The organism is Gilliamella sp. B2911 (assembly GCF_026536965.1).
In the GTDB taxonomy this organism is placed as follows: Bacteria; Pseudomonadota; Gammaproteobacteria; order Enterobacterales; family Orbaceae; genus Gilliamella; species Gilliamella apicola_E.
Genome location: NZ_JAFNNA010000001.1, coordinates 393526 through 417142, shown reverse-complemented (window position 1 = coordinate 417142; position 23617 = coordinate 393526). Strand labels below are relative to the sequence as shown.

23 protein-coding genes are annotated in these 23617 nt (G+C 33.5%); 16 read left to right on the top strand and 7 right to left on the bottom strand.

Annotated features, from left to right (window positions below; translation table 11 throughout):
• Positions 1-66: 66 nt before the first annotated feature.
• The 6 genes from J3U27_RS01840 to J3U27_RS01815 all read right to left on the bottom strand — a co-directional run bounded on the left by J3U27_RS01840 (position 67) and on the right by J3U27_RS01815 (position 8498).
• Complete coding sequence (locus J3U27_RS01840; RefSeq protein WP_267376686.1) at positions 67-792, bottom strand: hypothetical protein; 726 nt, start codon at positions 790-792, stop codon at positions 67-69.
• Between the two features lie 1028 nt (positions 793-1820).
• Positions 1821-2987 (bottom strand): serine hydrolase domain-containing protein, encoded by a 1167-nt coding sequence (locus J3U27_RS01835; RefSeq protein WP_267336793.1) that lies wholly within the window; start codon positions 2985-2987, stop codon positions 1821-1823.
• Between the two features lie 388 nt (positions 2988-3375).
• Positions 3376-4977: a bifunctional aspartate transaminase/aspartate 4-decarboxylase gene (locus J3U27_RS01830; RefSeq protein WP_065562154.1), complete on the bottom strand. Its 1602-nt coding sequence runs from the start codon at positions 4975-4977 to the stop codon at positions 3376-3378.
• Between the two features lie 29 nt (positions 4978-5006).
• Positions 5007-6707: an aspartate-alanine antiporter gene (aspT, locus tag J3U27_RS01825; protein ID WP_267352741.1), complete on the bottom strand. Its 1701-nt coding sequence runs from the start codon at positions 6705-6707 to the stop codon at positions 5007-5009.
• A 298-nt stretch (positions 6708-7005) separates the two neighbouring features.
• The gene (locus J3U27_RS01820) at positions 7006-7404 is read right to left on the bottom strand and encodes a hypothetical protein (protein WP_065562156.1); all 399 of its coding nucleotides are present in this window, start codon (positions 7402-7404) and stop codon (positions 7006-7008) included.
• Positions 7405-7430: 26 nt separating this feature from the next.
• Complete coding sequence (locus J3U27_RS01815) at positions 7431-8498, bottom strand: methyltransferase (RefSeq protein WP_416379926.1); 1068 nt, start codon at positions 8496-8498, stop codon at positions 7431-7433.
• Between the two features lie 136 nt (positions 8499-8634).
• Between J3U27_RS01815 and J3U27_RS01810 the strand changes: the two genes are divergently transcribed.
• The 16 genes from J3U27_RS01810 to J3U27_RS01735 are packed head-to-tail and all read left to right on the top strand — an operon-like array spanning position 8635 to position 22157.
• Positions 8635-9354 (top strand): beta-ketoacyl synthase chain length factor, encoded by a 720-nt coding sequence (locus J3U27_RS01810; protein WP_220225017.1) that lies wholly within the window; start codon positions 8635-8637, stop codon positions 9352-9354.
• Entirely contained in the window at positions 9336-10124 is a 789-nt protein-coding gene (locus J3U27_RS01805; protein WP_267330136.1) for a lysophospholipid acyltransferase family protein, read from the top strand. Before J3U27_RS01810 ends, J3U27_RS01805 begins: the two co-directional genes overlap by 19 nt.
• Positions 10125-10153: 29 nt before the next feature.
• Positions 10154-10408: a phosphopantetheine-binding protein gene (locus J3U27_RS01800; RefSeq protein ID WP_065562159.1), complete on the top strand. Its 255-nt coding sequence runs from the start codon at positions 10154-10156 to the stop codon at positions 10406-10408.
• A gap of 15 nt (positions 10409-10423) precedes the next feature.
• Positions 10424-10672, top strand: a complete 249-nt coding sequence (locus J3U27_RS01795) for an acyl carrier protein (RefSeq protein ID WP_065562160.1) — start codon at positions 10424-10426, stop codon at positions 10670-10672.
• A 34-nt stretch (positions 10673-10706) separates the two neighbouring features.
• Positions 10707-11240, top strand: a complete 534-nt coding sequence (locus tag J3U27_RS01790) for a hypothetical protein (protein ID WP_176701509.1) — start codon at positions 10707-10709, stop codon at positions 11238-11240.
• On the top strand, positions 11210-12586 hold the full coding sequence (locus J3U27_RS01785; RefSeq protein WP_267376681.1) for an AMP-binding protein: 1377 nt from the start codon (positions 11210-11212) through the stop codon (positions 12584-12586). The genes J3U27_RS01790 and J3U27_RS01785 overlap by 31 nt, the downstream gene beginning before the upstream one ends.
• Entirely contained in the window at positions 12583-12933 is a 351-nt protein-coding gene (locus J3U27_RS01780) for a hypothetical protein (protein ID WP_065562163.1), read from the top strand. The genes J3U27_RS01785 and J3U27_RS01780 overlap by 4 nt, the downstream gene beginning before the upstream one ends.
• Positions 12924-14657 (top strand): glycosyltransferase family 2 protein, encoded by a 1734-nt coding sequence (locus J3U27_RS01775; protein WP_267376679.1) that lies wholly within the window; start codon positions 12924-12926, stop codon positions 14655-14657. Before J3U27_RS01780 ends, J3U27_RS01775 begins: the two co-directional genes overlap by 10 nt.
• On the top strand, positions 14650-15072 hold the full coding sequence (locus tag J3U27_RS01770; RefSeq protein ID WP_065562165.1) for an acyl-CoA thioesterase: 423 nt from the start codon (positions 14650-14652) through the stop codon (positions 15070-15072). The genes J3U27_RS01775 and J3U27_RS01770 overlap by 8 nt, the downstream gene beginning before the upstream one ends.
• Positions 15069-15674, top strand: a complete 606-nt coding sequence (locus J3U27_RS01765; RefSeq protein ID WP_267376676.1) for an outer membrane lipoprotein carrier protein LolA — start codon at positions 15069-15071, stop codon at positions 15672-15674. The genes J3U27_RS01770 and J3U27_RS01765 overlap by 4 nt, the downstream gene beginning before the upstream one ends.
• On the top strand, positions 15652-17979 hold the full coding sequence (locus J3U27_RS01760; RefSeq protein ID WP_267376674.1) for an MMPL family transporter: 2328 nt from the start codon (positions 15652-15654) through the stop codon (positions 17977-17979). The genes J3U27_RS01765 and J3U27_RS01760 overlap by 23 nt, the downstream gene beginning before the upstream one ends.
• Positions 17976-18542, top strand: coding sequence for a DUF3261 domain-containing protein (locus tag J3U27_RS01755; RefSeq protein WP_267376672.1), 567 nt, complete (start codon positions 17976-17978; stop codon positions 18540-18542). The genes J3U27_RS01760 and J3U27_RS01755 overlap by 4 nt, the downstream gene beginning before the upstream one ends.
• Complete coding sequence (locus J3U27_RS01750) at positions 18543-19724, top strand: beta-ketoacyl-[acyl-carrier-protein] synthase family protein (protein ID WP_267376671.1); 1182 nt, start codon at positions 18543-18545, stop codon at positions 19722-19724.
• On the top strand, positions 19724-20197 hold the full coding sequence (locus J3U27_RS01745) for a 3-hydroxy-fatty acyl-ACP dehydratase (protein ID WP_267330130.1): 474 nt from the start codon (positions 19724-19726) through the stop codon (positions 20195-20197). Before J3U27_RS01750 ends, J3U27_RS01745 begins: the two co-directional genes overlap by 1 nt.
• 5 nt (positions 20198-20202) lie before the next feature.
• Positions 20203-20934 carry a 3-ketoacyl-ACP reductase FabG2 gene (locus J3U27_RS01740; protein ID WP_065562171.1) on the top strand — a complete coding sequence of 244 codons (732 nt, stop codon included), beginning with the start codon at positions 20203-20205 and terminating at the stop codon, positions 20932-20934.
• Entirely contained in the window at positions 20931-22157 is a 1227-nt protein-coding gene (locus J3U27_RS01735; RefSeq protein WP_220225028.1) for a beta-ketoacyl-ACP synthase, read from the top strand. The genes J3U27_RS01740 and J3U27_RS01735 overlap by 4 nt, the downstream gene beginning before the upstream one ends.
• 169 nt (positions 22158-22326) lie before the next feature.
• Here J3U27_RS01735 and purD read toward each other — a convergent pair whose 3' ends face one another.
• Positions 22327-23616 (bottom strand): phosphoribosylamine--glycine ligase, encoded by a 1290-nt coding sequence (gene purD, locus J3U27_RS01730; protein ID WP_065562173.1) that lies wholly within the window; start codon positions 23614-23616, stop codon positions 22327-22329.
• Position 23617 lies beyond the last annotated feature (1 nt).

The following is a 23617-nucleotide window of genomic DNA, read 5'->3' as shown; positions in this document are numbered from 1 at the left end:
ATAACATGATCACAATAAACTACACAAAACAATTTACATACTAACCGACCCAGACACCGATTCAATTTACGATTGTGAAAATGATTCGTATTTGATTTTTCCTCTCTCTCGATATACACAATGACTGGTAGTGCTTTTATCGGAATAACGGATTAAACAAAATCGGAATTTTTGAATCGTATCAAGATGTTTTTGAAATTCAATAATACGATCACTAATATAGGATTTTAGTTCATTTTCATTCTTATCTAACATTGGTAGAACATATAGTTGGTCATAATATTTGCCATATCTAGTTCCATCAACAGGATCTTTATAGATAATAGTATAATCATTATCATCGAGTAAATTGATATAAGGATATTCTGAAACTAAATATTCTTCATAGTGATCTAGTCTTCCACCATTCCAAGGATTAACAAATGAGGAATTACCTTTTTGAGTAGCTAGCGCATAACTTAATATGCTGTTATCCGGATTTTGACAACTTAAAATAATGTACATTTGGTCATCGGTAACAAAAGAGTGTTTAAATTTATGACAAATTGGTTTGTCATAATTAGCACTACCATAATAAAATTTACCACCGTTTGTTGCATAACCTTTAGCGAAATTCTCTCTTAGATTTTGAATCCGTCTTTCATCTAATGTTCCTTTATCTTTATAAAAAGGTTTTAAAGTATCGCCAAGTAATTTCTCTTCAAGTGCTTTTTTTTGCTGTCTATAATTTTGCTTTTTATTTTCTATGATCAAGTTATTTATCGGGATAAAAAAGATAATTGTAAATAACATTGTAATTGTTATGTAGTCACTTGTCTTTTTATTGGATTTGATTAGTAAGTAACATAACCCGATAATAGCATTAAAAATAAATAAAATGATAATTAAACCTGTAGTTACATTTTGATCGCTAAGTATAAGGTTTCTATTTTGACCAAGTCGAAAAAAAATTAAAAGGTATTCAATTGAGAGCAAAATTGTAATAAAAATTCGCATATTTTATATATTTTCAGCTATTTTATATTTTCATATTATTATGACAATAATAGTGAATGGCAAATTATTTATATGTTTATAATCAAGTTTTAAATTGATCGATACTATCAAGTTAACTCATCTTGTCGTTATCAACAACGAGAAAATACTAATGCTAAATTAACAAATTAATTGCACTACCTTATTTGTCTGATAATTGGGTATCGATTTTCATTGATTTTTGTATAAATAATTCTCAACAAGGGAAAATCAATTCACCTGTATCTCTTTCAATAGTTGATGTAATTTATCCAATCAGTATTAATCAGTTGGTACCAATTGTAAAAATATAACTAAATTGTTTAGGCAAGTCGTAGCATTGCTTGTTTTAAATCAATGGCTACTGAAAGTCGAAGTGTTTAGGAATATTGGTCGTGTAACGCCATATGACATTAATGCTGTGGTGACTGTTAGGTTTAATATTTATACCATTAACCAAACTTAAAAATTATTAAGCAGATCGTCGGATAGGCAAAATCACTTTCACTTTGTACATTTGAAACAGGTGAAGGAAATAGTTTCAGTAACATCATGCTCTGTTACATTCTAAAATTGATATGAGACATCGATTTTAGTGTCGATGATAATCAGATCTTCTGTTTCCAAAGAATATAACTCACCATTAACAACGTACACGTGCTTTTGTTAGCTAATGTTAGAAACGATACTATAGCTAATCTCAATAAGAACAATTTATTAATCAATTCATTACGATAGAACAGAACTTTTAATATTATATTAACTTAAAATAATAAATGTAGTTATCGATTTTGTTAGCTATTACTTTAAATACAACGATATATCGCCTCTTTGATTTTTTTGGGGTATAGGCCTGACATTCCTTCTATCGCTGTATTAGTAAAAATAACAACTGCTAAATCTTGTTGAGGGTCGTAAAACCAATCATGTCCGTACACACCAACCCACTCTATTGTGCCTTCACCTTGAGATGTTTGAGCTATAGCTGGATTATCAAGTACCGCACCGCCATAACCAAATCCCCAACCTGGACCTTGAGTAGCAAAGTCACTACTAATATAGCATTTAGCCATTTTATCCATTAATTTTTGTTCGCTTATTGGGTTATTTTTTGCGGTTAATGCTAACAAAAATTGTATAAACTCACACGCATTGCCAACCATACCTGCGCCACCAGATTGGTAAGCATTATTATTGTATATCCGTTTAGGATCATAAGATAAAATTCCATTATTCCATTCCGCACCTAAATGCATAAAATATGGACTTGGCATTGGTAAGGGCTCTGGAGCGGCATCATAATAATGAGTTACCAATTGACTGCTTTCAGATATAGTAAAACCAGTGTGTGGCATGTTTAAAGGTTCGGTTATTAGAGTTTTGATGACACTTGCTAATGATTGCTTTGTGGCCGCTTCTATTACTGCTCCTAATACATCTAGTGCTAATGAATAACACCAACTCGTCCCTGGTTGGTAAATAAGTGTAGTTTGAGATAAGCGCTTAAGATTCTCTTCCAAGCTGATAGCAATTTGATCAAAACCATCAGAAATCTGCAAAGAATTATAATTACCTTTACCATTAGGTTCATCAAATCGATACTTCAACCCAGCACTATGAGTCAGTAAATGATGTAAAGTTATAATCGGTTGCTCACCACTGTCAAGCTTAGGAGTGAAGCTAGGAAGATAATCGGTAACCGGCGATTGTAAATTAAGTAATCCTTTTTCTACTAAACATAATGCAGCAGCTGTCACTATTGGCTTCGTAACAGATGACAATAAAAATAGCGAGTCAGTATGCATAGGTATTTTTTGTTCACGATTAGCATAACCACAAGCTTGCTGATAGATAATTTCTCCATTTTTAGCCACTATAACAACAGAACCAACGATTCTTTTGTTTTCTATAGCTTCTTGATTGACGTGATTGATACTTTTAGACATTGCTGCTGATAGATGGTTAGTATTCATAATACATCCTTATACATTATTTATAACTTAATAATGGGTGTTACTTTTTTATATATAATTTTTGAATAATAATCTAATTTAATTAACCAATAAAATTATTTAGCTGTTTTAAATAAGTTTATCAGATTTATCTTGTAGCCCTGGTAGAACCTAAACTACAAGGTTATCAATAATATTGATAACTTAAACTAACGATAGTTTCTATTTTTATTAACCTTAGATCATAAATTTATCCAGAAAATTCCTTAAGCTTTTTATTGTGTTACTAGCATAAATTAATAATAAAAACCAATACACTATTCTTAAATTATTAAATAAAACCACAATAAAAAACCCTAGATAAACTAGGGTTTGATAGTAAAGTTGATAAGTTAATCAGTATGATTATCTATTTTTTATTAGCTTTACCTTGATACTCTGCATAATACTCTTGTGCAAGTTTACGCATAGATAAACCAATTGCCGCATATTGATATTCATTTAAGTTAGCTAATGAAGCCCGAGCAGATGGATGTTGCACTGCAAACCCTTTACCTGGTAATAAAACTACACCAGCTTCATCAGCAATTCTAAATAACATTTCAGATGGATTTTTATTTTTTAAGATCCATTTAGCAAACTTATCATCATAAAGTTCACGACAAATATGTTCTAGATCAATTAAGGTATAATAATCGACACTATTTTCATCAGTATGATGTTCAAGTCCTAAATGTTGATACAATGATGCTGCTCGACGACGAATTAACGATTTCAATGCGGCTTTATAACTTTGATCGGTATCCATCATCTCACATAATGCAAATAACACCATTTGAACCTGTTGTGGCGTAGATAGACCAGCAGTGTGATTTAACGCAACCGCACGGCTATCTGCTACTAAACGATCGATAAATTTAAGATTTTCAGGATCGGTCACAATTGAGCTGTAACGTTTATCTAAAATCTGTCTAGCCTTGCTTGGTAATGCTTTAATTTTGTTATCTAAAATATTATCGTGTGCTATTGCAATCACACCTAGACGCCAACCTGTTGCACCAAAATACTTAGAGAATGAATAAACTAAAATCGTATTTTTAGGGCAAATAGCAAATAAGGATTGGAAATCATCAGCAAATGTGCCGTAAACATCATCAGTTAAAATAATTAAATCAGGACGTTTTTTCACAATATCAGCAATGATTTTCAAACTTTTATCATCAATTTTTACTGATGGTGGATTAGATGGGTTAACTAAGTAAAATGCTTTGATGGAAGGATCTTCTAATTTGCGCAATTCGGCTTCTGGATATTGCCAATTTTTATCAGGATCAGAATTAACTAACACTTCAACCAATTGATAATCATTAAGCTCTGGAATTTCCAAATACGGCGTAAAAATAGGTGCACCAATTGCAATTTTATCACCTTTTTGGATTAAGTTATTTTCTTTCATTGAATTGAAAATATAAGCCATTGCAGCAGTACCACCTTCAACAGCAAATAGATCAAGATCATCTCGTCTTAAATATTGCGCACCCATTTGAGAAAGAACATAGGCTTTAACCACCTCTTCACTAAAATGCAGCATTCTATCAGGTACTGGATAGTTACAGCCCAAAATACCTTCCACCATCTCTTGTAAGAAGGCATTTTCATCTAGACCAAGTTGATCGCGAATATATGAAAACGCTTTACCTAAAAATGACACGCCAGGAGTTTGATAATTTTGACGGACAAAATGTTCAAAACGACCTGTTAAACCAGCCTTAATTGGCATTCCTCCTATGCCTTCATTCATATATGAAAAAGACATTTCAGACTCTTGCAAAGCAAAAACACCAAGTTGGAAAAAAGCTTGTCGTGGCCATGTTGCCAAGAAATTAGGATTACCACGCCCCGCATTTAACATTACACGGTCAGTATGGCTTTGTGCTAGTTTAATTAAATTATCTTTCAATTCAAAAGGACTTAAATTCGCATATTTTGCATATTCATTATTACTTTTCATAACCATGTATCCTTAATTTGAGATGTCAATTAAACAAAAGCAACAACTAATGGCCCTAATAAAGTTAGGAAAACATTAGCTAGAGCATAGGTAATAGCAAAAGAGTTAGTAGGTGTTGAGTTACCCGCTTTATTTAGTACTTCACCAAAAGCTGGATTTGCACTACGAGAACCCGCCAAAGCACCAGCAAATACTGCAGAATTTTTATAACCCAGCACATACTTACCAAAGTAAATACCAAGCAACATAGGCAATAAAGTAACTACAACGCCAATTAGAAATAAAGAAATACCTTGATCTTTAATGGTATCAATAGCTTGCAATCCAGAGCTTAAACCAACTACGGCTACGAAGCCAGCTAGACCAAAATCTTTAAGTAATTGCACCGCACCCGTTGGGATGTTTCCAACAGTTTGATGTAAAGATCGATACCATCCAAATAATAAGCCTGATAACAAAGCACCACCACCAGCACCTAAGGTAATTGGAATACCACTAACACGAATTACAATAAGACCAATAATAAGGCCTACGACAAGACCTAAACCATGGAATATCCAGTCAGTTTTTTCGCTCTTTGTTATCGGCGCACCAATTTTATCAACTACTCGCCTTAAGTCACCATCAGTACCATAAACCGTAATAATGTCACCTAATTTGAACACCATATCATTATTTAATGGCAATGGTTGCCCATCGCGATGGACAGCAATTAAATAAATACCATGTTTTAGTTTCATTACTTCATCAGATGAAAGTACTTGCGTTAAGTTTTGACCAACATAACGTGTATTACGCATTTCGACATCTTGAGTATTCATAACCACATCCATACCCTGTGCCGAATTCACCTCTTCACCTAATAAATCAGTCGCTTTAATCATGGCATCACGATGGCCAACAACTAAAATAATATCTTTGGCCTTTAATATAGTTTCTGGTCCAGCTTCAATAATACGATTACCACGTTTGATTCGTTCGATACTTATGCCATTAATCACCTTTTCTAAACTTTCAACGGTTTGATTAACTTTATTGGTAATACGATATAAACGACCAGTTACATCTGATAAGGCAAAGTTCTGACCACTACCTAATAAAAGTGAACCATGTAATTGTTCTGCTTCTGCCTGAATTGCATCATCGTTAATTTCACGACCCATAATTTTAGGTAAAATATTAACACAGACAATTATGGCTCCGAGTGAACCAAAGATATAAGTTACGGCATATCCAATAGTCACATTACCTTGTAATCGGCTTAACTCTTCAGGGCTTAAACCTAGCTGAGTAAGAGCATCTGATGCCGTCCCCATTATTGCTGATTGGGTTAATCCTCCTGCAGCTAAACCAGCAGCAAGACCTTTATCTAAATGGAATAATTTGGCTAAAACGAGCACCGTAACAAAGCCAGCAACGGCAATAAATAGTGCTAAAAAGATTTCACGAAGGGTTTTAACCCCCAATGAACGAAAGAATTGTGGTCCACTTTCGAACCCTACTGCATAAATAAATAAAGCAAAAAGTACAGCTTTGACACCAGCATCAACCGTAACACCAAACACGCTTAATGCGACAGCAACTAGTAGGGAACCAGCCACTCCACCTAATTGAAATTTACCAATTCGAATACCACCAATCAAATACCCTAAGCTCAGTGAGAGAAATAAAAGTATTTCTGGTGAATGTTTAAGTCCATCTAAAATCCAATTTGAAAGCCATTGAAACATAATAATTGTCCTCAAGTGCTAAAATTTATGAAATAGAAAAAGATAGAAAAGAAAAGATTGGAACTTGAACTTCAATATTCATCACATTTTATGAATACTGTTATATATTAAACTTCAATGCAAAGAATAGATAGTTAATTTTAACGATTAATACTATTGTTAGGAGATAACAGATTATTAAAAAAGTAACATATTGTCATATTACAATATCTATAAATTGTTCTTAAAAAGAAGCCCAAACAATTTTTGGGCTTAAAGGTGGTTTAATTAAAAAATAAATTTCATTAAGTTCAAAGCGTTATTTTGCTCTGAAAATATTTTCTCTAATTTTAGCATCAAGATTGTTTATCCAACGATTGTAGTTGCGATGAACTTTTCCATTACTACCTTGTAAGTTTGAACTAACTGAAACATACTTAATTGAATACCCTGTTGCAGAGTAAGGGATATCAACAACAACTTCAAATTTACGATTGAATAATTGACCTCGGATAGTATCATTATTTAATGCTTGCATTTTCCAAGTACCAAATGCTGCTCTACCTTTAGTACCACTATCTAAAATAGCTTGTTTAACTTGTGCTTTAGTCAAACCATTAACTGGGGTACTAATACTATTTGGCGCTTGATATTTACTTGCACAACCGAATAATATTGAAACTAAAAAGAATGCTGCAATATATTTAAAAAATCTCATTGTTTACTCCTTAAGGATAATTTTAATTAACGTTTTTTACATATTAATAAAGTGTGTCCAAATCCAATCCCATCAATATCTTCCTCAACGTGAAACCCTGCTTCATTTAGACATTGATAAAATACTTTTGAATGGTAAAAACGGCTATTACCATTTGCTAAACAAGTAAAATAGAGAGAAGAAGCATTTAAACTTAATGCTCCTGCCTCAAAGTTTTGGCGATCCCAAAAAAGATCCATAATACAAACAGAAGCATCATCATTCATACTACGGTGTATTGTTTTCAAAATATGGACAATTTGATCTGAACTAAAACAATCTAAAAACTGGCTCATCCACCAGATATCAGCTTGGTTAGGGAAAATATCAGTTTCCAGTACATTTACACCAATACCATCGATACGATCTTCAAAGCCCGATTTTTTAATATTTTCTTTTGCAACTGAGATTTGTTCAGGTAAATCTAAGATTGTCACTTGAGTTTCAGGCAAATGTTTAGCTGAAAAAATTGCCCATTTACCTGTATTACCACCTATATCATAAACATGTTTAGGGTTCAATTTCATGATGTGAGGTAAAACAGCAGGAAAAGCGTGATCTGAATAAAAATGGTCGAAATCAAACCAACTTTTTTTTGCTTGTTCAGGCAGAGACTGCAACATGGGGTAAATCGTTTTACCATCACCAAAAACTTTGAGGCCACTCGGTTCGCCTTTTTCAAGTGCTTCTTGAAGAAAAAACATACTTTGGTAGCAGATATCTTGGGAAAAATTAAGGTTAACTTCTGTCATTTTATCATGCAATAAAAAATGACCAATTTTACCTAAAATATAGTTGGAGTCTTGCTGATAAATAACACGCATACTAAGTGCAACATCCAGCAGAAGTTCAAGTGCATAAGGTGATAAAGAAACTTTTTTAGTTAAATCCTCTAAATTAATACCAATTTTACCAGATTGATCAATAGAAGATAAAATTCCTTTGTTTTTCATGCACATTATGGCTTGGAATAATATAGGAGCAAAGGCAATTTTTTGAGCTTCAGTAATTGCTTCTAATGCTGTATAAATTTCCTTATTGAATCCATACTTGATGTTTTCTTGTCCAGTCAATGTATTGCCTTTTTATTGTTTTACTGTATTGTATAAATAAATCAGATTTTTTCAGTATTATCGAATTAATAATATTACAAAAAGTTGCTAAGTAAAGAATTAATTAAAAAATATTAATATGAGACTTTCTTTTTCAATCGAAAATTGGTTTGCTTTATCTGCTGGTTTATCCTCCAAATCTGACTGGCAATTATGGTCAAAGCAGATTAATCACAATTGGGATTTACACATACCCAAACTCAATAAACTGCCTATGATGCAAGCAAGAAGAATGAGCATTTCTTCACGCCTTGCTGTTGAAGTTGCTTTAGAGCTCATAGAAAATAATAATGTGGATTTAGCGATTTTTTCAAGCCAACATGGTGAACTTGAAAAAACATATAAAATACTAGTTTCACTTAATCAAGCTAATGACATTTCACCAACCGATTTTGCATTATCGGTCCATAATACTGCTTCAGGTTTATTCACAATTATTGCCAAGCAAGCTATCCCTATCACATCGCTTAGTGCAAATAATGATGGTTTTCAACAAAGTTTGATTGAGGCTCTACCAACACTACAACAAAAAGATAAAAAAGTACTATTGATTGATTTTGATGGAATGGTTCCTGAATCTTACCAAACAGAAATTCATCAAATAATTCCATATTATGCGGTAGGTTATATCTTAACAAATGGCAATCAGTTAACATGCCAAAGTATTAATAAAACATCACAGAAAAATCCAATCAATTATCCTCAATCATTGGCTTTTTTACATGCTTATCTAAATAAAAAACAAAATTTCATCATACAAGGATTATCTCAAGACTGGCAATGGACGATAAATACATAAATAAACAAAAATTCTATACTATAAACCAGTGGTGGCGATTATTTGCGACCGCACTGGGTTTTATTATATTTGGTCTTTTTGGATTATTCGTTTTATCGTTGATATGGTTTAGTTTATTGAGATTATTTGTTTGGAAGAAACAAAAAAGAATTATTATTGCTCAATACAGCATAAGTATTAGCTTTAAAGTGTTTTTATGGATAGTAAAATCATTATGTATTTTCAACTATCAATTTAATGAAGTTGAAAAATTAAAGCAAGATGACGGATGTTTAATTGTTGCTAACCACCCATCTTTGCTAGATGTTGTTCTTCTCGTTTCAGTTATGCGTCGATGTGATTGCTTAGTTAAGGGTGCGTTACTCAATAACCTTTTTATTAGCCGCATTATAAAAACAGCAGGTTATATACTAAACGGTGAATCAGGCCAAATACTACCACAATGTAATGAAATCTTATCAAACAAAGGAAGAATTTTGATATTTCCCGAAGGAACTAGAAGCATACCTAATCATCCTATAACATTACAAAGAGGAGCTGCTAACATAGCATTAAGGTGTCATGCTGATATCCGAATAATACATATTCAATGTAATCCACCATGGTTGATAAAAAAACAAAAATGGTATGACATCCCTGAAAAAAAGGCATTGTTTAATATTACAGTAGGTGAAAAAATCAAAATAGATGACTTTCTAGAAGAAAATACAACTGTTGCAGCGAGAAAACTTACCAGACATCTCACAACATTATTAACGCTGGAACCATAAAAAAGAATAATAGATAAAAGGGAAATTAAATGGAAAAATTACATCATGATATAAAATCATTAATAATCGAAGTGCTTAATTTAGAAGATATCACATCTGAAGATATCGATACCCAAGCTCCATTATTTGGTGATGGTTTAGGTTTAGACTCAATAGATGCATTAGAACTAGGTCTTGCTATCAAAAATCAATATGGTATTGTTTTATCGTCAGAAAGTGAAGAAACCAAAAAAGCATTTTACTCAGTTAAAACGCTAGCTGATTTTATTAATTCTCAACAGTAATAAGGAAGATTTTTAATGGATAAGCAACAAATTTTTCAACAAGTACAATCAGCACTAGTTCAGCTTTTTGAATTATCTGCCGATGAGATTAAGCCAGAATCTAAACTTTTTGAAGAATTAGACTTAGATAGTATTGATGCAGTAGATTTAGTTGTACATTTACAAAAAAAGATAGGCAAAAAAGTTGATCCTGAAACGTTTAAAGCAGTAAGAACTGTTCAAGACGTGGTTGATGCAGTGTACAATTTGCTAAATGCTAAATAGCATAATGAATAAATTTAAGTTAATAATAAAAGCAATGACAGGAATAATCCTGTTTTGCTATCCGATAGTTATTTACTTATCTTTAAAATATCAAATTATTAATATCGCTGTTTTATGCATTGCTGCATTATTAGTGTTAAGGCTAATCGCCTTACCTAATTTATTTTCAAATATTGGTTGGTTAGCAAAAGTAACAACTTGCTTTGGTTTGCTTTTAGCATTAACCAGCTGGATATTTAACAAATTTCAATTTTTGCTCTATTACCCCGTTGCAACAAATCTTCTATTCTTAATATTTTTTGGATATTCATTGTATCAGCCACAAAATATTATCGAAAGATTCGCCAGATTAAAACATGATAATTTACCAGCAAGTGCAATTAACTATACAAGAAAAGTAACTATATGTTGGTGTCTATTTTTCATACTAAATGGTTTAATCGCACTAATAACTTGTCTTATTAATAATATTTATTGGTGGACAATGTATAACGGATTAATAAGTTATATTCTTATCGGATTATTAATGGGGGGAGAATGGATTGTTCGTCAAAAAGCAAAACATTAGTTTTATTATCCGAGCAATTATTACGACCAGATAATGAAATAATTGCATTCAGAAAGCAACTAGCTTTAACTGTTGGAGATCTAAAACAACAAATTAGCATAATTGTTAATGAATTAGACAATCATACTGAAGAAAATTGGGTTTTATTCATGGATGATAGTTTTAATTTTGTTGCAGGATTTCTCGCTCTCTTATATTCAGGAAAGCATCCACTTTTACTAAATCCTAGGCATGTCGAATTATTACACTATTATCAAGCTGTATTAACCGATACACATCTTACAAATATTAATTTGCCAACTAATTTGCCAATTATCAACATCAGCAATATTAATCAACATCAATCAGTTAAATCAGTAAAAAATAATCCGGATTTTAAACAAACATCATTTACATTATTCACCTCTGGCTCAACAGGTTTGCCAAAACCAATTAAAAAATCTATTTCTCAACTTGAGCGAGAAATTAATATATTAATAGATAATTTAAAAATTTCACCTTGTGACTTACTTATTGCTTCTGTGTCACATGAGCATATGTACGGATTAACCTTTAAGATAATGCTTTCTTTAATCTGCAATATACCTTTCGTTTGTGAAACAATACTCTATCAGGAACAATTAGCAACTTACCAATCTAAAAAAATCACTTACATCACAACGCCATCAATTATCAAAAATTTAGATCATAATTTATCTACTATTAACTGTACTTGTGTATTTTCATCTGGTGGTGAGCTTAGTTTTGAAAATGCCCAATTTTGTTTACAGAATTTCAAAGTGTTACCTTATGAAATTTACGGTTCAAGTGAGACAGGTATTATAGCCAAAAGACAACAAAAATCGCTTAATACACCTTGGGAACTCTTTTACCCATTACAATTAAAATATACCCCCAATCAACAACCATTATTAATATCACCTTTATTACCACAAGCTGAATTACTAAATGATAAATTACAAAAAATAGATGACATTAAATTTTATTTAAAAGGCCGGATGGATAAAATAGTCAAAATTGCAGAACAACGCCTATCTTTAACCTATATAGAGAACCAGATCAATAAAATTACAGCCGTTGAAAAAGCAATTGTTATTCCATTAGAAAAAAACAATAGAACAATATTGGCCGCCATCATTAAAATAAAACCATCTCATAGTAAGGAAATAGATAACTTTAATTATTTCAAACTTACACAATATTTTCGACATTTACTTAAAGATACATTATCATTAGTTGAAATACCTAAGAAATGGCGTTTTATTGAAAGTTTTCCGGAAAATTTGCAAGGAAAATGCACATATACTGACTTAAAAGCATTATTCGATACTCCAAATAAGATATGAAAAAAGAGTTTCCCAACGAAATAAGCATTAGTAAAACTGAAACAGAAGCTAATATTGAAATCACAATACCGCCAGATCTTTTTTGGTTTAAAGGACATTTTCCTACACAACCAGTGTTACCAGGTGTGACTCAGGTTAATTGGGTAATTGGTTATGCCCAAAAATTAATTAATCCAAACTTATCAATATCGTCCATCGAGGTGGTAAAATTTCAATCGCCAATATTACCTAATGATCGCCTAAAACTAACGCTACTCTGGAATGAAAATAAACTAAAATTCACTTATAGTTTTATTACACAGCATGGCAACATAGCAAGTACAGGAAAGCTTACACTATGTCAGTAATTGAGCCTTCGTTATCAAAAAACTATTGCTTTATTATACCTTGTTACAATCATAGTGATGCTTTACCGCGTGTTTTACAAAATATTGAACATTATCAATTGACTTGTTTTCTAATTGATGATGGTAGCTCGTATGAACATGCACAAAAACTGACAGAAATAGCAAAACAATATGCATGGGTCAATTTAGTGCGTTTAACTAAAAATGAAGGTAAAGGTGCGGCAGTAATGTGTGGATTTAGTCACGCATTAGATCATGGTTTTGCTTATGCCATTCAGATAGATGCTGATGGCCAACATGATAGCCAAATTGTCAAACAGCTTATTGAACAATCACAATTAAATCCCAACACTTTAATATCTGGTTGTCCTATCTATGATGATTCAGTTCCTAAACACCGACTTATTGCGCGATATATTACCCATTTTTGGGTATGGATTGAAACCTTAAGTTTTAATATTAAGGACAGCATGTGTGGGCTTCGTGTCTATCCATTAAAACAGACTTGTCACCTCATCAGTCAACAACAAATTGGTAAAAAAATGGATTTTGACACCGACATAATGGTTCGACTATATTGGCAAGGTACTGATTCTATTTTTGTACCAACACATGTCACTTATCCCGCTGATGGTGTTTCTCACTTTAACGCATTCAAAGATAACCTATTAATTACTTGGATGCATACTCGACTATTTTTTGGCATGTTGCCACGAATTCCAGCATTAATAAAACAAAACCGACGTAAGAAAAATAAAGATAGTCACTGGTCTCAAACTGACGAACGCAAAGGTTTAATGGGGATCAAGTTAATTTTAATGCTTTATCGCCTTCTAGGAAGACGTGTTGCTCAAATGTTCATGTTCCCAGTTATCAGTTATTTCTGGTTAACAGGGAAAAAACAACGACAAGCATCCAAAGCATATTTAGAAAAAATCCTTAAACAATATCCTAATGTGCCATTGATTGAAAAGAAAAAATTAACCTCTTTCCGACACTTTCAACAATTTGGTGAGTCTCTGTTAGATAAACTAGCCAGTTGGCAAGGCGATATTAAGCTTGATGATATCTATTCACCAAACAAAGGCGAATATTTAAGACTAATTTCTGAAAAAAAGGGGATTATCTTAATTTGTTCACATTTAGGTGATATTGAAATGTGTCGAGCACTAGCAGAACTATCCCATAATGTGACAATAAATGCTTTAGTGCATAAAGGTAATGCTGTACGATTTAACAAAGTATTAAAACAGGTTAATCAAAATTCAATAATCAATCTAATAGAAGTTGCTACATTAGGAGCGGATACTGCCATAATACTACAACAAAAGCTAGAAGCTGGTGAATGGGTAGCTATCATTGCTGACAGAACATCAATTAATCCTTACCAAAGAGTGCCAGAAAATGCTATTGTTTGGGCCAATTTCCTTGGTAAACCTGCACCTTTTCCTAAAGGGCCATTTATACTATCTTCTGCATTAAAGTTCCCCGTTTACTTTTGTTGGGGATTAAAACCCAATGGTCGATTCCAAATATATCTAGAACATTTTACTGATGAGCTAAAGTTATCTAGAAAAAATAGACAAGCGGAACTAGAACAAACCATTGAGTATTATGCCAATCGATTAGAATATTATTGTTTACAATCACCACTTGATTGGTTCAATTTTTTCGATTTTTGGCAATTTAATCCACCTGAAATAACGAATAATAAAAATGAATAATTTTAATCACTGTCATATCACCATCGACTATAAACCATCTTTCCATGACACAGACGCCATGGGCGTGGTTTGGCATGGTAATTATCTTAAATTTTTTGAAAAAGCTCGCGAAGCATTATTTCGAAAATTTAATTATGGTTATAAAGAAATGGTTGATTCGGGTTATATTTGGCCTATTGTCGATGCAAGAATAAAATATACAGCACCCGCCCTTGCAGAACAAACTTTAGAAATCTTTGCCAAACTAGAAGAATATGAGCATCGCATAAAAATTAGCTACCTAATAAAAGATAAAAAAACTGGTAAAAAAACAACTTCTGGCTACACAACTCAAGTTGCGGTCTCTACAGATACCAAGGAAATGTGTTTTGTTACACCTGATATATTTTTGAATTGCTTTGGATTAATTAAATGAACAAATGCCTAGTTGCTTTCGCAACAACACTATTATTAACTTTCTCAACAATAACGAGTGCAATCACGCTAAGTGATATACAACTGCTATTTAGCAAAAACCAAGTTGTTCGAGCTGATTTTACCCAAGATCGCCATATTAATGGTTTAACCTCACCCATCCATTCAACGGGAAAGATGATAATATCTAAGGAATTAGGTCTATGGTGGCAACAAAATACACCATTTGCTATGACATTGAAAATGAATCAACAGCGAATGGAACAACGCATAGAAGACCAAACTCCAGAAATAATAACTGCAGAAAAACAACCTCAGCTATTTCAGTTCAATCATTTATTAACGGCAATTTTCACTGCAGATAAAGAGATGCTTGAAAATAATTTTGATATAACAGTCACCGAACAAAATAATATTTGGACATTAACGCTAAAACCTAAATTAGCACCGCTAAATAAAATTTTTAAACAAATTATTCTTAGTGGAGAATCCTATTTAGAAAAAGTCACTATTAATGATATGCAAAATGACAAAACAGAGCTTACATTCAAAAATCATAAAACGACAAAATTAAATCAAGATGAACAATTGCTATTCAGATAATCAATTAACATTAAAAAGAAGAGCAATCTTATGGTTGATGATGGTCGCTTGTCTGATTCTTGCTGCTTATTACCTTTTAGCTAATAGTAAAATCAACAGTAGTGTTTTATCTCTATTACCTAAAGAGCAAACCAACAATGTTCCTACTGAACTTATTGATGGTTTTCAAAATCGATTAGATAGACAACTTGTCTGGTTGATTAAGCCCACTAATGGCGAATTAGAACCAGTTAATTGGTGGTATCAAACCCTAAAAAAACTATCTTTTATTAGCCAAGTGAACGGTTATTTTGATGAAACATTTCAAAAAAATTGGGGAAAATTTGCTTTTCAATATCGTTATCAGCTACTGGACTCAAAAACTAGTGAAAGATTAAAAAATGGCACTCAGCTGAATTGGATAAAAAGCCAGCTATATTCTCCTTTTAGCGGAATAAGTGCAACTGAATTGGAAAATGATCCATTATTATTAACTCGTTCATCTCAATTAAATCAACTGGCTAACTCAGGTGGGTTGACCATTCAAAATAATTGGTTATCAGGACAAGATGACCAAGGCAATCAATGGTACATGATTTTTGCTGAGTTAAATAATTCATCATTTAACATGAGCCAATCTCACCAAATTACCACACAATTAAATGAACTTACCAAACAATTACATGAAAAGTGGCCAAATGTTGAAATTTTAAAACGAGGCGTGCTTTTTTATAGTGATTACGCAAGCAGTGAAGCTATAGATGATATAACAACCATCGGTAGCTTATCAATTATAGGCATTATCATATTGATAATTAGTGTATTTCGATCGATAAGACCAATTATTTTATCGATACTATCAATTTTTGTTGGAATTATTTGTGGTTTAGTGGCTGTTTTAAGCCTATTTGGTGAAATTCACATAATGACAATTGTTATGAGTACTAGTGTAATAGGAATAACTGTCGACTATTCACTGCACTACTTAACTGAACGACTGCTACATGGTAATCAAGAATCACCTTATGCAAGTTTAAAAAAACTCATTTCAACTTTGACGTTAGCGTTATGCACAAGTTTTATTGCTTATCTAATCTTATTAATTGCGCCGTTCCCGGGCTTAAAGCAATTATCAATATTTGCAGTTTTTGGTCTACTCGGTGCTTTTTTAACTGTAATATGCTGGTATCCTCTGCTCGTTAACAAATTACCAGTACGTGAAGATGTTGGTTATAAGTTACTAAGTAGCTGGCTAAATTTATGGAAAAATAAACAGATGCAATTGATAATGGTATCAATCGCTCTATTATTTATCGGTTATGGGTTTATTAATTTAAAAGTTGATGACGATATTGCCAAACTACAAGCATTGCCAGAACAATTACAACTACAAGAACAAAAAATTATCAGTATTACCCGTCAAACAACAGATCAAAAATGGTTTGTTGTTTTTGGTGATACAGCTGAACAAACCTTACAACGACTTGAACAATTTTTACCTAAACTTGAACTTGCAAAATCAGAAGGTTATTTTGAACAATATCAGAGCATAAACTTACCTTCATTCCAAAAACAGCAAGAAAATATCGAATTTGTTAAACAATATAGTCCTGAAATTATATCCTCTTTAACACAAATGGGAATTAAGGCTAACTTACCTACTTTTGAACAACCAATTATTACACCAGAACTATGGCAACAAAGTGAACTTAGCCAAGGTCGAAAACTACTTTGGTTAACCTTACCAACGGGAAAAAGCGCGACTTTAATTCCAATAAATGGAATTAAAAATATCATTGAAATAAAAAAATTATCGGAAGTAGATAAAGGAATCTATTGGCTTGATCGCCGTGAAGAATTTAACACTATGTTTGCCCATTACCGAATACAATTATCCCAGCTGATTGCTGGTGCTGTGATTCTTATTTGCTCTTGCTTTATCTTCTATCATCGCAAATATGGTTTAAAAGCTGCATTAAAAAGCACATTACCTACATTATTATCAACAGGTATAGCATTAGCTATTAATGGCATAACCAATCAAACTCTTAATTTATTTTCAATGTTAGCACTAATTCTTGTTATTGGTATTGGTATCGACTATAGTCTATTTTTGAGCAACAATAAAAGCCAAAACCAAAGTGCATTATTAGCAGTAAGCATGGCGGCATTGACTACTATATTATCTTTTGGGTTATTAATAATAAGCCATACCGTTGCCATAAAAGGATTTGGATTAGTATTAACTGGCGGTATTTTTACAGCATTTTTATTTGCACCACTAGTCATCAATAATAGACAAGAAATATTAGGGACAAAAGGATGAAGAAATATTTATATTTAACTTTTTTATTATTAAGTATGTTGATTTCAGCCTGCTCGTCCCAACCTAAATCAGAAGCTTGGTTAACCAAAGAAACCAAAGTTAACTTGCCTAAGATAAATCTAACTCAAGACTATCACGATCAACAACTATTAACCTTTAAATATAACAATCAAGAAAACTCGGTAATAGTAATCGTTGATATCAAAGATAACCAATTGAAAGTAATTGGGTTATCCACTATAGGTATTCGTTTGTTTGAAATTGAATACGACGGTAGTAAAGTTAAAGCAAAACAACATATATTTGTTAAGCAACTTCCCCCTCCTGAGCAAGTATTATCAGACATAATGCTAAGCATATTACCAACAATTTCATGGCAAAACGTATTACCGGCGAATTGGCAACTCATTGATAACGACTTATTTAGGACCCTTGTCAATGATAAAAAACAAACAATCATTAAGATAACTTATAACCAAAAATCTTCAACAGACATTAGAAAACCAATTAAAATTCAACATACTATATTTGGTTATCAAATTACAATTAAGAGTATGGAATAGATGATTTATGTTGCTGCGCTTGGCGCGATAAACACATTAGGACACGACAAACAACAGATAATCAATAATTTATCCCAAAATTATTGTGCAAAGCACTACTTGACTCAAGAAAAGGGTTGGTTATTAAATGGCCAAAATACTTGGTTAGGTAAAGTAACGGGGGAGCTTCCCTCCATTCCTCACAATTTGACGCAATATGCGACAAGAAATAATCAATTACTTTATGCTGCATATTTACAAATTAAACAGCAGATACAACAAGTTATCGAAAAATATGGACCAAAAAGAATTGCGGTTATAATGGGTACTAGTACTTCTGGAATACACGAAGGCGACGTTAACATTGAGCACTATTTAAAGACACATCATTGTCAACCCCATTTCTATTATCACCAACAAGAACTTGGTAATCCATCGTGTTTTTTAACAGAATTACTCAATTTACAAGGTCCTAGCTATACCATTTCCACTGCTTGTACATCTAGTGCAAAAGCCGTAATAAGTGGCCAACGACTGATTGAATCAGGATTAGTTGATGCTGCCATTGTCGGTGGTGCTGACAGTTTAAGCAGAATGCCAATAAATGGTTTTAATGCGCTTGAAGCACTATCGAATAATCCCTGTATGCCATTTGCACAAGACCGTAACGGCATAAACATTGGTGAAGCCAGTGGGTTGATGTTAATAACTAAAGAAGAATCAAGTGATATTGCATTATTAGGTGTAGGTGAATCATCCGATGCTTATCATATCTCCTCCCCTCATCCAGAAGGAATAGGAGCACAAGTTGCGATGGAAATGGCATTAGAAAATGCAAACTTAAAACCAAATCAGATTGGCTATCTTAATTTACATGGCACGGCAACGGTGCTTAACGACCAAGCTGAAAGTAGAGCTGTTTATCGATTATTTGAGCAAAACTTACCTTATTGTAGTTCAACAAAACATTTAACAGGACATACATTAGGTAGCGCAGCTATTACTGAATTGGCAATTAGTTACTTATTACTTAAACAAAATATTAATTTACCACAGCAAGATTTTTCAGTATCACCTTATGATAAAAATCTAGATAAAATTAATATTGTTACAGAAAAAATGATGCTACAAACACCAATCATTATGTCAAATTCTTTTGCTTTTGGTGGCAATAATGCATCTCTTATTATTGGAAAAGTATAATGCAATATCAATCAGCAAGTTACTATTTGCCACACAGAACTCCCATGATCATGATTGAGAAAGTTCATTTAGTCGATGAAAAACAATGCATTTGCAGTGTTCAAGTTACCAAAGATGGCATACTTTCTCCATTTTTAACTGATAATTATCAGCTACCCAATTTTTATGCTATCGAATTAATGGCACAAACTATTGGTGTTTGGAATGGATATCATGATTCCAAAAAAAATCACTCACCACAATTAGGCATGTTACTTGGAGGGCGAGCAATAAAAACCAATTTACCTTCATTTGAGCTAAATAGTGAATTAATTATAACCGCCAATTTAGTTCTTTTTGATTCTAAACTAGCTAACTTTGATTGTGATATCAGTATAAATCAACAATGTGTTGCATCAGGTAAATTAAATGTTTATGAACCTGATCCTAGTGAATTAGACCAACTTTTTGGTTCCCAGCGATTAAAAGGATAACAATTATGAGTCGAACAGTACTTGTAACTGGAGCAAGCAAAGGAATTGGCAAAGCAATTGCCTGTAAACTAGCGTCCGATGGTTTTGATATCGTCATACATTATCATAGTGACAAAAAAGGGGCGATTGAAACTCAAAAAATTATCGAACAAACCGCCCAAAAAGCTAGACTAATTCAATTTGATGTAAGCAACACTGAGCAATGTCAGCAAATGATAGAAGCAGATACTGAACAATATGGAGCTTATTACGGTGTTGTTAATAATGCAGGTATTATCCGTGATGGTGCTTTCCCTGCTTTAACACAAGATGATTGGAAAGCTGTAATTCATACCGATCTTGATAGTTTTTACAATGTATTACATCCTTGTATTATGCCCATGATTGGACTTCGTAATGGTGGAAGAATTATAGTTATATCATCAGTTTCTGGCATCGTTGGAAATCGTGGTCAAGTCAATTACAGCGCGGCCAAAGCAGGCGTAATTGGTGCAACCAAAGCGTTGGCACTTGAATTAGCTAAACGAAAAATTACCGTCAATTGCATTGCCCCGGGTCTAATAGACACGGGTATTTTAGATATGGAACCAATCGCTTTAAAAGAAGCAATGAACATGATCCCTCTTAAACGAATGGGGCACGTTGACGAAGTCGCAGGACTTGCAAGTTATTTAATGTCAGATAATGCGGGATATATAACAAGACAAGTCATTTCTATTAATGGAGGAATGGTATGACAAAACGAGTAGTCATAACTGGCGCAGGTGGCGTCACCGCATTTGGTAATGAATGGGATGATGTTGAGCTCAAACTAAAACAACTTCAAAATGCTGTTCGATATATGCCAGAATGGGAAATTTACGATGGATTGCATACCAAACTTGGTGCCCCAATTGATGATTTTGTTTTACCAGACCACTATACACGGAAAAAAATTCGTTCAATGGGCAGAGTATCATTACTCTCAACCAAAGCAACTGAAATCGCATTAGAAAAGGCAGGATTACTAGATGAACCTGAACTAACTAATGGAGATACAGGTATTGCATTTGGGTCATCAACAGGTAGTACTCAACCCGTTGCATCATTTGCAACCATGTTAAATGAAAAGCATACTAACAACATCACCGCAACGACCTATATCCAAATGATGCCACATACAACTGCAGTTAATACAGGTTTATTTTTTGGTTTAAAAGGTCGATTAATTACCACATCAAGTGCTTGTACATCTGGAAGTCAAGCTATAGGTTATGCATATGAAGCTATAAAATACGGTATGCAAAAAATCATGGTAGCAGGTGGAGCCGAAGAGTTATGCCCTTCGGAAGCAGCTGTTTTCGATACCTTATTTGCTACAAGCCAACTTAATGACACACCAAAGTTATCACCAAGACCATACGATCGGGATCGCGATGGGTTAGTTATTGGTGAAGGAGCCGGTGCATTAATTTTAGAGGAATATGAACACGCCATGGCTCGAGGAGCAAAAATTTATGGTGAGATTATAGGCTTTAAAACTAACTGTGATGCGAGTCATATTACCCAACCAAGGCAAGAAACAATCCAATATTGCATTGAACAATCACTCAAAGATGCAGGTTTAGATCCAAGCCAAATTGGTTACATCAGTGCTCACGGTACCGCAACTGCTCGTGGAGATATTGCTGAAAGTAATGCTGTTGCCAATATCTACGGTAATAAAACCCCAATATCATCTTTAAAAAGCTATTTTGGTCATACTCTTGGTGCATGTGGCGCGATAGAGGCATGGTTAACATTAGAAATGATGCATACTGGCTGGTTTAATCCAACTATCAACTTAAATAATGTCGATCCTCAATGTGGTGATTTGGATTATATCGTTGGTTCAGGACGAAATTTAGATATTGAATATTTTCAAACTAATAACTTTGCTTTTGGCGGAATTAACACCTCAATTGTGATTAAAAGAATATAATTTGTAATTTCTTGTCATTAAAACAAGGCAAAAAAAGTTGAGGAGAGGGGTTTTTGAGGTTATTTTCAAACCACAAAAAACTTTTAGGGTTTAAAAACCCCGTTCCTCAACTTTTTTGGCTTAATGGTAGATAAAAAAATAGCGCTATATAGCGCTATTTTTGTGAAATTTATTTATTTTTTTCGCGTTCAATAGCTCGATAGCCAATATCATGACGATAGTAACAACCATGCCAATAGATACTTTTAATTTGTTCATACGCACGTTTTTGAGCGTCTGAAACACTATCGCCTAAAGCTGTAACACATAGAACTCTCCCACCATTGGTATAGACTTGACCGTTTTCTAAACAGGTGCCGGCATGGAAGATTTTGCAATTAGTATCCGTTTCAGTAGGTAGACCTAATATAACATCTTTGGTGTTGTAATCGCCTGGATATCCGCCAGCAGCAAGAACTACACCTAAAGCAGGCCTTATATCCCATTTTGATTTTACTGTATTTAGTTCGCCCTTTGTGGCAGCCAAGCAGAGCTCAACTAGATCAGATTGCATTCGCATCATGATTGGTTGAGTTTCAGGATCGCCAAATCGACAATTGAATTCGATTACTTTAGGATTTCCTTGTTTATCAATCATTAATCCGGCATAAAGAAAACCAACATATACATTGCCTTCTTTTGCCATGCCATTGACGGTTGGGTAAATGATTTCTTCCATAACTTTATTGAAGACGTCATCGGTTACTACTGGCGCTGGAGAGTAAGCGCCCATTCCACCAGTATTCAAACCAGTATCACCATCACCAACACGTTTATGATCTTGGCTGGTTGCCATTGGTTCGACATGTTTACCATCGACCATTACGATAAAACTGGCTTCTTCGCCATCAAGGAACTCTTCAATTACGACTCGATGGCCGGCATCACCAAAGGCATTTCCCGCTAACATATCGTGTACTGCCTCTTCGGCTTCCTTTTGTGTCATGGCAACAATCACGCCCTTTCCTGCCGCTAAACCATCAGCTTTTATCACAATTGGTGCGCCTTTTTGACGAATATAAGCAATGGCAGGCTCAATTTCTGTGAAGTTTTGGTATTCAGCAGTTGGGATGTTATGTCGAGCTAAAAAATCTTTAGTGAAAGCTTTTGATCCTTCTAGCTGAGCAGCCGCTTTTGATGGGCCAAAGATAGTTAATCCAGCTTTTTGAAAACTATCGACAATACCAATCACTAATGGCGCTTCTGGTCCAACAATAGTTAAGTCTATTTGTTGCTCTTGAGCAAAGTTGAGTAGACCAGCAATATCTGTTGCTTTGATGTTGATATTTTCTAAATTTGGCTCAAGTGCGGTACCTGCATTACCTGGTGCAACAAACACTTTAGAAACTAATGGCGATTGTGCTGCTTTCCAAGCTAAAGCATGTTCGCGCCCACCATTACCAATTACTAATACTTTCATA